Annotated in this window: 10 protein-coding genes and 3 pseudogenes; 1 reads left to right on the top strand and 12 read right to left on the bottom strand. The window is 31.8% G+C overall.

Annotation, left to right across the window (positions count from 1 at the left end):
- Window positions 1-320 precede the first annotated feature (320 nt).
- Window positions 321-1,613 carry a sulfotransferase gene (locus TERY_RS15035; RefSeq protein WP_011612618.1) on the top strand — a complete coding sequence of 431 codons (1,293 nt, stop codon included), beginning with the start codon at window positions 321-323 and terminating at the stop codon, window positions 1,611-1,613.
- Window positions 1,614-1,746: 133 nt separating this feature from the next.
- Here TERY_RS15035 and TERY_RS25475 read toward each other — a convergent pair.
- From TERY_RS25475 to TERY_RS37055, 12 genes and pseudogenes are all read right to left on the bottom strand, one after another.
- A pseudogene (locus TERY_RS25475) lies at window positions 1,747-2,719 on the bottom strand (IS5 family transposase).
- Between the two features lie 330 nt (window positions 2,720-3,049).
- A complete protein-coding gene (locus TERY_RS15020) occupies window positions 3,050-4,210 on the bottom strand; it encodes a glycosyltransferase 61 family protein (protein ID WP_011612614.1) in 1,161 nt (386 codons plus the stop codon).
- 159 nt (window positions 4,211-4,369) lie between these two features.
- The gene (locus TERY_RS15015) at window positions 4,370-5,122 is read right to left on the bottom strand and encodes a sterol desaturase family protein (protein WP_011612613.1); all 753 of its coding nucleotides are present in this window, start codon (window positions 5,120-5,122) and stop codon (window positions 4,370-4,372) included.
- 20 nt (window positions 5,123-5,142) lie between these two features.
- Window positions 5,143-5,901, bottom strand: a complete 759-nt coding sequence (locus tag TERY_RS15010; protein ID WP_011612612.1) for a sterol desaturase family protein — start codon at window positions 5,899-5,901, stop codon at window positions 5,143-5,145.
- 383 nt (window positions 5,902-6,284) lie between these two features.
- Window positions 6,285-7,427, bottom strand: coding sequence for an alkene reductase (locus TERY_RS15005; RefSeq protein WP_370495562.1), 1,143 nt, complete (start codon window positions 7,425-7,427; stop codon window positions 6,285-6,287).
- 19 nt (window positions 7,428-7,446) lie between these two features.
- Complete coding sequence (locus TERY_RS15000) at window positions 7,447-7,866, bottom strand: nuclear transport factor 2 family protein (protein ID WP_011612610.1); 420 nt, start codon at window positions 7,864-7,866, stop codon at window positions 7,447-7,449.
- Window positions 7,867-8,013: 147 nt separating this feature from the next.
- Entirely contained in the window at window positions 8,014-8,973 is a 960-nt protein-coding gene (locus TERY_RS14995; protein ID WP_213960331.1) for a sulfotransferase family protein, read from the bottom strand.
- Window positions 8,974-9,544: 571 nt separating this feature from the next.
- Window positions 9,545-10,684, bottom strand: coding sequence for a glycine amidinotransferase (locus TERY_RS14990; RefSeq protein ID WP_011612608.1), 1,140 nt, complete (start codon window positions 10,682-10,684; stop codon window positions 9,545-9,547).
- Window positions 10,685-10,881: 197 nt separating this feature from the next.
- Window positions 10,882-11,040 (bottom strand): annotated as a pseudogene (locus TERY_RS37060) (IS1 family transposase); the annotation flags it as partial.
- A gap of 191 nt (window positions 11,041-11,231) precedes the next feature.
- Window positions 11,232-11,474 carry a transposase family protein gene (locus TERY_RS25470; protein ID WP_052845812.1) on the bottom strand — a complete coding sequence of 81 codons (243 nt, stop codon included), beginning with the start codon at window positions 11,472-11,474 and terminating at the stop codon, window positions 11,232-11,234.
- Window positions 11,461-11,709: a transposase family protein gene (locus TERY_RS25465; RefSeq protein WP_011610837.1), complete on the bottom strand. Its 249-nt coding sequence runs from the start codon at window positions 11,707-11,709 to the stop codon at window positions 11,461-11,463. Before TERY_RS25465 ends, TERY_RS25470 begins: the two co-directional genes overlap by 14 nt.
- A 156-nt stretch (window positions 11,710-11,865) precedes the next feature.
- Window positions 11,866-12,228, bottom strand: a pseudogene (locus TERY_RS37055) (IS1 family transposase); the annotation flags it as partial.
- Between the last annotated feature and the right edge of the window lie 330 nt (window positions 12,229-12,558).

Raw genomic sequence — 12,558 nt, 5'->3', positions numbered from 1 at the left:
TTTCTACTTATTTTTTTTTCCTTTTTTAAAGTCATTGGGACTTGAGTTATCCATTTTAAATTTGAGATTAATTGGATATTTTCTTGGCTATATAAGGCACTATCACAGACCATAATACTACTTAATTTTAATAGCTTTCAACTAGCTTGTCACCCCGTGAGTAATAAAGTACACTACATTCCACTTGTGCTAATAAATTATCAATATTTCCTCTCTTGTGAAATGTTGCATGATCGATTATTAAAACTTGACCAGGTTGTAAATATTATAGCTCGCAGCACTATAATATAAAGTGATTGGTATATTTAAGTTTGAAAAAAATGAGTGATTTTTCCCAAAAGAATTTAATATTTCTTATTTCACAACCCAGAGCAGGATCAACTCTTACTCAACGTATTTTGGGTAGTCATCAAGATATTCATACTATATCTGAACCTTGGATTATGTTACATCCTTTCTATGCACTGCGTGATAAGGGGTGTCAAATGGAGTATAGTGCAGTTAATAGTAAAAAAGGACTTAATAACTTTCTATGGTTACATCCTCAAGGGGAAGAAGCATATTTTCAGTCAGTAAATAAAATGTGTCTTAATTTATATGAGGGAGTTATCAAGGAATCTGGCAAAAAATATTTCTTAGATAAAACGCCAAGATACTATTATATTTTGCCTGAGTTGTACAGAACTTTTCCTTCTGCTAAATATATTTTTTTATTAAGAAATCCCTTAGCTGTTTTATGTTCTATTTTTAATACTTTTATTCAAGAACATTGGTGGAGAATCCAATATTATCAAGGTGATCTTTTAAAAGCACCTATTTTAATTGCTCAAGGAATGGTTGAATTACAAAACAAGAGTATTGTGCTCAGCTATGAACATTTACTCGTTAATCCTAATCAGGAAATCAAAAAAGTTTGTAAATTTCTTAATATTCCTTTTGATGAGAAAATATTAAATTATGGTGAGAGTTCCTCACAGAAATGGGAATTTGGAGATCAATCTCAAATTTATCAAGAAAAAACTCCTAATTCTCAACATAGAGATCGTTGGAAAAAAGATTTAGATAACCCGATTATTTGGCAATGTGTATCTAATTATTTAGAGTTTTTAGGAAATGATCTTCTTAATAGTTTAGGTTATTCTTATGAAGAAGTTAAAAATATTCTTTCTGATTATAGTTATCAAACTAACATAGTTTTACCTCCTGCTCTGAAGGATTTTTTTACTAGTGCAAATCTTTTTAAAAATAAAGCTTTACAACCTTATTTAGAAGCAGTGGAATTAAACCCCCAAATATTCCACCCTTATCTAGATCTTGGCAAAGCATTATTAGAAAAAAAAGATTTTAAAAAAGCTCTTAATTATCTACAAATAGCTTTAAAATTAGCTCCTTATATACCAGAAATTCATTTTTTAATAGGAGAAAATCTTTTAGGTTTAGGTGAATTAGATCAAGCTATTATTTATTATCAAAAAACTATTGATTTAGACTTTAGATTTGTCAAAAATTATGATAAGATAGAATCTACAATAATGGCTCTTAAAGAAGTCGCTCAAGTTAATCCAAATCATCAGGAGATCGCTAATTTAATCAAAACAATAACAAATATTTGAGAGCGAAAAAAAATCAAGGAAGATTGATTCTGTGTTACGTTTCTGGATGGTAAAGAAAAGATTATTAATCATTCCAAAGGGCTTTGTTGCATGAATGTTGCGATCGCAGATGACTCCCTGGAGAGATGCAGTTCTAGATGTGTACTTGATAACTTTCGGGTTTACCATTCTGTATCATGGGGTTCAGGATAGCGCATTGAATGAATAACTCCACTGCTTGATTATCAAATTATCGTCTTCGTAACTTCCCACCAAATAAAACTTTGAACCTAAACATAGTGGTTTCAGATAGAGAGCGTCTATGGTATCCACTTTCATGCTTCCATTTTTGCCGTCCTATTTGACGAATTCCTCTGAGGTTCTCATCTCTGGGAGCGGTTAGGGCTTTACAGTTGCCATGCTGCCTAATCACAGCATTTTTACGCGGTGGAATGGTCGTTTTTATGCCTCTTTGGTGAGCTGTTTCATAGCACTTGTATTTGTCATCAGCCCCATCACCTGAAACTTGGGCTATTTCACCTTCTACTCCATCTAATAGGTCAGAAAATACTTGGTCGTCACTCACATTATTGGTTGTGACAACTGCTGTGACAATCTCTCCGGTGGCCTCATTCACACTCTAGTAATTTACGCCATGTCCTACGTTTACCTACACCATGAATCCTGGTTTTCCATTCCCCTTCACCGTAGACTTTGACCCCTGTAGAATCAACTACCAAATGCATCCCTTCTGTCCTTGGTCTCACTGGTATCCCGATATTTAGTTTTCTGACCCTACGGCATACAGTGCTATGGTCTGGTACAGGTAAATCTAATCCCTAAAAATCAAATATAGATTCTACAAATTCTTCTGTCTGTCGCCCCGCCCTGCAAACAAACTACTGAGAGTGACCATTAGTTCAATAGCTACATCGCTATAGGTATTCGATGCTCCCTGACGCCCAGTTTGATGTTGATTTACCCACTGTTCTATCACTTCATAACTTAGCCAAAATGTCAGGCTCCCTCTCTGCTTTAAGGAGGCATCATCCATACGACCAGTTGCTAACCCGGTACTTGGACTTGGACTTAGACTTGGACTTAGACTTAGACTTGGACTTACTCATAAGGAGAGTTAATGCAGGATTTTGTGCTACCCACTGTTATTTTTACCATCTTTCCTTGCTTTGTGCAACAAAGCAATTCCAAAGTCATAGAAATCGTGTAGAGGCTAACTTTGTATAACGTATTGTATGCTGGATGTCGCGATGACCTCACGGGGTGACAAGCTAGTTGAAAGCTATATTAGTCAAGTGAGTGAATATTTTTAGAAGTTAGGGACTTATAGCCACCGAAACAATCGATCTCACCTGAATCCTTACATTAAATTAATTTAAAGATATGAAATAACAATTTCATTCCCTATTCTCTATTCCCTGACTTCTACAAGAAGTCTATTAAATATAGTCATTAATTGCATAAGACAATACTTTGTCTAATTTTAATGGTTCAACATAAGTTTGATAATCTTGAGCAACATTTTCACCAAAAATATGCCAATGATTATGGTTTAAAAAACTACTGATTATTCGTGATGAATGATTCCAATACTGTTTATTATAAATTTCAATAATAATTGCTCCTCTATTACAAAAAATTTGATTATAAATTCCAGCACCGTGAGGACCAAGAAGAACTTGAGCTTGTGAAAATATATTTATTTGTTCTCTAAAACTCAGTTCTTCACATCGTAATATCTCAAAATTATATTTTTTTATAATTGGTAATATTTCTGATTCATTAATAATTTTACGAGTATAATTAGAACGAGAAATATAAATTAGTTTATTTGGTTTATTATTATCATTAATTGCCTGAAGTAATTTATTTCTAATCTTTAAAATATATTTTTTACATACTCTACCATTTTTTTGTGCCCCATGAATAAGAATTAGTTTTTCAACTACAAGACAGGGATGTTGAATCTTAATAAGTTGTTGTTCTTTAATTCCTAATAATTTTAGAGAATCAATTATATAGCTAGGTGAATTTTTAGGAATAATAAATTTTAGCTCTTGTTTTAATGATTCTAGTAAAGCAAGTTTGGGTAAACCATCCATTAACCAATGTGCATAATTTAAACTATAATCAGATAAAAGAGATACATAAGTTCCCAATAATTTCTCCGAATTATTAATAGCTTCTTTGATTTTTTCTAAATTAAAATCAAGTTTTAACTTTTCACTCATTACAGATTGAGTGATTATTTCAAAATCAGAAGTTAAAACTAATCCATTAGGCTCTAAAATAGTTGCATTTGGGATTGTACACCTAAATGTTTCTCCTATTTCAGAGGATGTGACACAATAAAGATGATAAAAGTTATTTTCTCTAGGAATTATAATATCTTTTAATTCTTTATCATTCTTATTATTGAGAATTTTACCCCAATCTTGAATAGCATAAATAATATCCTCCTCAATAGTTTTTGAAGGTTGAAAAATTTGACTCATAGATTTTTCAACTACTTCAAAAAGCCATCCATTTTGGCGAGCTAAATCTTTTAAGTTATCATTAATTATTAAGTCTGTATTTTTTTCATCTGACCAATAAAGCATTTTATAGCAACCCTATTTTATTTGTGCATAAAAATCTTACCTACTCTAAATTTTTAGTAAATAATAATAACAGGACTTACGCAAAATATGAAAATATACACCATATGTAGGGTTTAACCCCTACTAGATATAGTGGTTCTGCGTAAGTCCTGAATAATATTAAATACCGACAAACTTTTGCCATGTCATGGGTTCATCTACACTACCAAATTTCTGTTCATCAGGATTAAGAGTTTCTGGATCAATATAAGTACCAAAAATATGATCAAAGATAGTAAAATAACTTCCTAAATTTTTAGCACCAATATCAGTATGATGTAAACTATGATAGCGGGGTGTAACAAATAGCCACTCTAGTTTTCCCATCCATGAATGCCATTTAATATTAAGATGTACCAAATTATCATGAAAAGCTCCAAATAAACCAACATAAAACATTACTTCAGGGGGTATTGATAGAAGTGGATAAGCAATAAATCCAATTTGAAATAAAAAACGACTGGTAAAACTTGTTCTTTGAGCAGCCAACCACCATAGTTGTTGAATAGAATGATGCCATTGATGGGTTTGCCATAAATATTTGTTATGGTGCATCCACCAATGAGCGACATAATAACAAAAATCTTTGATTAAATAAGCAAGAACTAATCTTAGCCAAACGGGAAGAGAAAGTATTTTTATTTCTCCTAACCATTGTGTCACTGATGTCGGAACCACAAGTTTGATAATATAAAAATAAGCATAAGCAATAATAATAGTGAAGAAAATTGATACTAATGCAGCCCCAAATTCAGGAATAAATCGATTGACATATTTAATATCTCGTAAAGGATCTTGCTTTTCCCAAAATAGCCAGAGAATAATACCTGTAATAAATAATGCCAACCAGCCAATCATAACTTGCGTAATCATTTTTTTTTCTCAAAATTAATTTATACTCCAACAATTTTTCGTACTGTTACAACGGCATTTTCTCCTGATGCAAATTGAACTTGATTGTCCGTTAGTTGTTCAGGATTAACATAAGTACCAAAAATTCGATCAAAAATAGTAAATAATGCTCCTAAATTTTTAGTGTTAGAGCCTGTTTCAGTATGATGCACAGCATGAAAACGAGGTGTTACATAAAACCACTCAATATATTTCATCCACGAATGCCATTTTACGTTTAAATGAATCCAATTATCATGAATAAGGTAATGAATACCTACAAAAATCATAATTTCTGGAGGAATACCCAATAAAGGAAAACTCAGAAACCCTATTTTAAAAAGAAGTACATCAGTTAAACTTTCTCTTTGTGCTGCTAACCACCAAAGTCTATCTATAGAATGATGCCAGTTATGAGTTAACCAGAGTATATTATTTTTATGTTTAACCAAATGGGTTACATAAAAACTAAAATCTTTTAATAAATAAGCAATTAATAGTCTCAACCATAAAGGTAAAGATAATAAACCTGTCCATCCCATAAAATCCATCAGAGATGCAGAAATAGTTAGTTTTACTAAAGCTACAAAAAAGTAAGTTAGAATAATACTATAAACAGCTGAAATCATCGCTGCCAGAAATTCTTTAAGAAATTGAGTCCGATAAGTAATTGAACGTAAGGGATCTTTAAATTCCCAAATCCAAAATAGCATTCCTGATGTAAACAGGACTAACACTCCAGTCAAAGTTTGCCAAATCATTAGGATATTCTCTTTATTTATGTAATTGTAATAGATTTTTAGTTATGGGGCAAGGAGAATTTTTTCTCTCTTTTAATATATATATTATTTAATATCATATCCCCTTGATTGGGCATAAAAAACTATCCAATTTTTATAATTACTAAATCTTTGTAATCTTCTCTCGTTCTGAGTCCTGAGTCCTCAGTCTAAAGAGGATTGGGACCTCATTACCATTACTCTGCTTTTAGGCTATGCACACCAGAGACTGACATTGCTAGTGTCCGAATCCTGAGACTATGGAGTCACGGAGTATCAGCATGGGAAGGAACGTAAACTCCTTAGTTTACTTAGCCGAAATGAATTGCACACCGGATTTGATATAACTTTGTTGTCACACAACATCAAATTATATTCTTGGCAAGTGTATCAATTGATAGAAAAGGATAATCAGTATATCCTATCTCATTTCCTCCCGTAAAAGTAGGACGATAATAAGGATTTAATGGTGCATTTAAGGCAAAACGTTTAGGTAGATCGGGATTAGCAATAAATAGCCTTCCATAAGCTACTAAATCAGTATAACCTTGACTAATTATCTCTTCTCCTAGATCGCGGGTATAACCTCCAGCTGTCATTAAATTTCCACTATATAAAGGGCGGAAATGTTTAACTCCAAGTTGTAATTTCTTTTCAGTTAAATCATCGTGACTGCCTTTTATTCGAGGCTCAACAATATGAAGATAAGCTAAATTAAACTGATCGATTTTGCTTACTATATAATTAAATAAAGCCTCTGGGTTAGAATCATACATATCTTGATAGGTACTACTAGGAGAAAGACGTATTCCTACACGCTGCGAGCCCCAAACTTCTGTTACTGCTTGAGTTACTTCTAAGAGTAAACGACTACGGTTTTCGATACTTCCACCATATTTATCAGTGCGTTGATTACTATTATCTTGTAAAAACTGATCTAGTAAATAACCATTTGCACCATGAATTTCTACACCATCAGCACCTGCTTCTAAAGCATTTATCGCTCCTTGACGATATTGAGCAATAATTTCAGGTATTTCTGTGGTTAAAAGACTTCTTGGATTAACAAAAGGGACTTCTTTTTCCTGTGCTGTTAAGGCTTTTTCCTCTATCGGGGCCCTCGCGCTAGGTGCAACAGGTAATTCTCCATTAGGTTGTAAAGAAGGATGGGAACATCGTCCACCATGCCATAATTGTATAAAAATTCTACCACCAGAATTGTGTACGGCTTTTGTGACCAGTTGCCACCCTTCAATTTGCTTTTGGCTATAAATTCCGGGAGTTTTTGGTAAACTTGTACCTTGGGGAGAAATTTGACTAGCTTCACTAATAATTAAACCAGCAGAAGATCTTTGACTATAATATAAGGCATTTAATGGGGTAGGAGCATTATTAATATCAGCACGTCTTCTGGTTAAAGGTGCCATTACAATTCGATTAGGTAATTGTAAATCTCCTAGTGTAAATGGTTCAAGTATTTTTAGTTGATTCACTATTAATTCAAACAAATCAATTTATAATTAAACACTAATTATTAGCTTTAAAAGCAGCTATTTCTGGATTTGGGTCGAAGTAAAAACTCCATCTAGAAATTTTACCTTCTTCATCTAAGATAATAAATTGAGCATCTTCAAGTTCAAAAATTGCTTGAGTAGATTTACAAATTTCTTTAGTCCGAGAAATAATACAAGCTTTATTTGCCTCTACAATAAACTCAAGTATTTCATAGTTTAATAATTGAGTAGTTTTAGCTCTAATTTTAAAGGTTTCAATAACAGCTTGACGACCAACTTTGACACCCAAATAAGGAATTGCTTTGTTATACTCATTTTGAGGAGCATAAAAAACAATATTTTCAGAAAGATTATTCATTACTGCGTCAATGTCATCTTTTGCCCAACTGTCACACCAATTTTGTAAAATTTGTCTGGTTGTTTCCGTTTTCATATCTCTAGATTTAATTTGTAAGAAGTCACCTAGAGCGCAAATAATAAATAATTTATTTTAAATTTAAAGATGCTTACTTTGATAGTAACTTTTAATTCTCTATCAATTTATTAATTGCTCTTATAATTGCTCTTAGATCCTTAATAGCTAAATTCTTTTTGATTTTTCAAGTAATGTTTTATGATTCCTAGCAGTTTCAGTTGCAAATTTATCGAAAAATGCAAACTCCTCAAATTTATCTGAACCTGTTTTATAAGCAGAATCTCTTAAATTTTGTTTAGTATCTAAGTTTTTCAAATATTCACTTTGAGCTTCAGTTAAATCAATATTTAATTTACGATAAACTAATTCAATAGAATCTTTAATATTTTCAGTTAAATTATTAAAAGAAAAACACAGTTTTTGTTCTTCAGATAAGCTTTCAAAAAAATTAATTGTTTGACTTGCTGCTTCTACCCTTACTTTTCTTTGCATCGATATCCATTCAGAAATATTATTAACATCTACTCTAGATTTAGAATAAGCTGATTGATGTATTAAAGTAATATAAGAGTTCATAAATTTTTCTGATTCTCTGGTAATAGTTATAAATAAAGCATCAGGATAAAGCTTTTTCATTAATTCCGAACGTTGCAAACATTCATTATCTTTAGAAACATAGACTAAATTACCACCTCGTAAATAAAGAATTTTTTGAATAACTTGATAATGTGCTTTTAGCATTTTTTCTTTAGTTTTGTTCGGTAATTCCTGAAAATTATTGAGTTTATCTACTAATTTAGGATAAGGAAAACGGTTAATCACATAAAACTGATGGAAAAAACATTCTTCATACAAAAAACCATCATCTTCATAATCATTAAGATAACTATAGTGCATTTTTTCAGTTAATTTAGCTTCATTGTTATTACCCCAATAGCTGACTTTACTCATTTTTTCTAAATAGCCTGTAGCTTGAAAAAATTTTTGTATTAATATAGAAGGATAACGCCATTCTAATAAACAAATAGAGAAAAATTTTTTTTCATCTGAAGCTAAAGTACGATGTAAAAATGTTGTGGCACTACGAGGTTGAGCAACTATAAAAATAGGTGTAGACAATTTCATTTCCCGATATTGAGAGAATAAAATTTCATCAAGACACCAACATAATGAGACAAAAGGAAGTTTTAAAGCATAGTTAAGTAAATAAAAAACTTGTCTTTTTCTATGTCTAAATTTGATAGATGGCTCTGGATCGAAGAAGATATGTTTCCAAATAGTATAATAAGTAGGCCAATGTGGAAAAGGAGTTAACAATACTGCTAATATAATAATTATAAAAGCGCACGCTATAGTAAAATAAATTCCAAGTAACATAATTAAATTCGACAATTGATGATTTTAGATAAAAAACTGATAAAAGTAATCTATTGATTTTATATTTATTGTAGCTTTTAACAGCTAAAACTAAACTGAAACTATTGATATTTAGTAAAGAAAAGTATAGGTATCTTGCCCATAACTAGCTAAAATATCAAACCCTAATTGTTAATATTTTGCTCCCCAATATTGAAGCACAGCATATTCAAAGCATAAGAAGTGCAGATATTAATAATTAAATCTACCCAGTGGAATCATCTTGCTCCTCTGGCTATATCTCACCTGGAATACCGTGCAATTCCAATTACTCAGAAAATTAACTAAAATAATCCTCTAAAGTACCTTCTCTAACTGTATCAAGAGTAAAACAATGAAAACCCCCGCCAAAAATACGGCGATGACGGTGACGCACTGGAATAGCAGTAAAACCATGTTGCTCTAAAGTTTTAATTAATTCTGGAAATAGAGAATTAACAATAATTGTATTTTCATCAATCGATAAAACATTTAAGTCAATATATTTAGTGGTCAAGATTAAATCTTCGTCTTCATATTGAGGAAACATATTTTCTTTAGGCTCTGGAGGATAAATAATATCCCATTTTTGTAAAGGATCGGGTAATTTATCAAGAAACTCTGGTTTTCGTAGTAAAAGAGTACCAGGTTTTAGAGGTAGAATAATACTATCAATATGATTATCAGCAAAGCGATAGAGCAGATGAAAGTTAAATTTACCTTCCAAATGACGTTTTAACCATTCATAAGCTAAATAATGGTTTTTAGTAGATACATTAATCAAAATATCTTTACCAAAACGGATACATTGAGCCGCATCAAACATCATCTCATAGCCAATATCAAATTTTGACTCATTTTGATGATAAACTTTTTGTATGGCTGGATCCGTATCTCCTGAGACATAAGAAATATCAAAGGACTTATCGGTCATAATGGGCTTAGGCATATTTGTCCATTTTGCCCCTTGATGAAAATATTGGTAAAAAATTGGTTTTAACAAGTCATTTTCAAAATATCTGGCTCTAACTTGAGGAGGGGTTTCTAATATTTCATTACCAAAAATAATTGCCTGATCTCTAACATTTAAAGCGGGAATACAGTCGGCTTTCCAATAGGGAGTTTGAAATTGAATTGTTTGATTTAAAGGTATTGGACGATGTACTTTAACTCCTAATTGTTGTAAAGTTGTCACCAATTCTTCAACATCTTCATTTAATTCTTCCAAATATCTTTTATTTAATTTTTTAGTTATAGATTTTGATGAATCTTGATTTTCTTGAGTACTACTACTTGAATATGAAGGATAATAAAAAGAGGAATAAACAACATCATGAAAAAAGAGTTTGAAAGATAATTCTAAATCTTGAATATCATAATGAACTGGAGAGCCCACAATAACTTCCTTTAAAGGAGACCATTCATTAAAACTATTGACCATTTTTTCTACTGTTTAGGATAATTTCTTGTATATGATATAATATCTTCGTAACCTTAACATATTTTCGCTTGCCTAGAAATACTTTAAGAGAGTATTTTGTAAATAAAATATTAAATTCTTGTCTAGGCTTGGGGTTTTGCACAGATTAATAGTTAAACTTAATATTTTGGGGTAGTCCTGTATATGTAGTGATAAAATTACAGTGAAGCGATCGCTTCATTATAATGATTAATGAAATACCAAATATCTCCTAGATGAGACCGAAGCTTTTTAGAAAAGGATAAAGTCTTTCTGACCAACCGAGAAATTCTTTGACGCAAAGTATTATTCAATCTTTCTGTATAAGCTGTTAAACCTGAATATTCCCCACTGATTTATGTCTCTCTTCAGGAAAGACAAGCTCGTAAGCTGACCAAAAATCTGTATAACAAACTGCACACGGCCTTAAGACATCGGATATTTTCATACTGATGCGTGGAGACCTTGGAAACCACTGTCTACTTCTATCGGAATCTCTAGAGGTATATTTCCCATCAATTTTTCCTGGTCATGGAACTTCGACTTCATGCAGCTTTCCTTCTCGTGCCTGACTCAATACCAGCACTTTCTTGTTTTGATTAACTGCTACTAGATGTTTGCGAGTGTGACGCTTTTTTTTTCCTGAATAATTCAGTTTTGGTTTTTCAGAGTGAGTTGGTCTTTGTACTGGCCGTTCTGTGCCATCCATTATCACTCGTTCTACTCCAGGGAAACGCTCTATGAATCCTTGGACACTGTTAATTTGACGCAATGCATCGCGCCTTTTTTTCTCCCAAGGCTGCTTCTAACATAGTTTGTAAGCGATGAACCCAATAATGTGCTTGACTACGGTCGATATCAAACAAGATACCAGCTAAGTCAAAAGTCGGGTAACATTTAAAGTAGAAGAGAATGTCAAACAATTTGTCTTGTAGAGTGCGTAAACGAGCCAAAAGACCTCCTCCAACAGAGCGTTGACGAGGTGAGCGAGTGCAATGTTTGCTCATACATTTGCCCAAAGGACTCCAACAAAGATTCAAATGCTTTACGGTTTAATGGGTGTTAATGCTCTGAGTAATCTGTCTTGTTTTAAGGCTCGTTCAATATTTAGCATTTTTATGGCAAATTTTTTCTGAAATTATTTTACCTTATTTCCCAACAACTCTATTATTTTTATTGCCTACAAATGACCACATTTCATCACATTGAATGGTGAGTTTACCTGTTTTTTTTTAGTACATTTAATAGAGTGTGAAACCTCAGCATACTTATTATTGACGTAATTCTGGAGCCATTTTTCTGACACACCTGTTACACGGGTTATACCAGCTAAACTAATTTTTTCTCTATTTTAATTTATCAATAAGTTCTTTGGTTTCATTACTAATATAATCTCTTTGACTATTTTCGACAAATTGTCAGAGACAATTTTGACATTGATATTTTTGTTTTTTGTTGTGAATATTCCCATTTTTGACAATATGATTACTGCCACAACTAGGACAGATTAATTTATGAATGGACATCTGAATTATATAGATTTTTTCTTATTACTGTCATAGATAATAGCATACTTTTTTCATGATAGTTGAGTTTAATTCTTGATAGTTTGATAACTGATTATTATGTAGCGATAGCCTAGATAAAAATTTTGAATTATTAAGCATAAAAAACTTAATGTTTTCAAGATTAATGTCAATAAATAATCATTTATATTGGCTTATCACTACATATACAGGACCACCATATTTTGGTATGATTTGCCGTAACTCAGCAATAATCAATTTTACTGTAGTTCTTAAGGTTTATTTTATAGACACTTTCTAATAACAAGAAACACTTGTCTCAATCTAGAG

This window comes from Trichodesmium erythraeum IMS101 (genome assembly GCF_000014265.1).
In the GTDB taxonomy this organism is placed as follows: Bacteria; Cyanobacteriota; Cyanobacteriia; order Cyanobacteriales; family Microcoleaceae; genus Trichodesmium; species Trichodesmium erythraeum.
The sequence above is the reverse complement of the archived record's forward strand: the minus strand, read 5'-3'. Positions and strand labels throughout refer to the sequence as shown.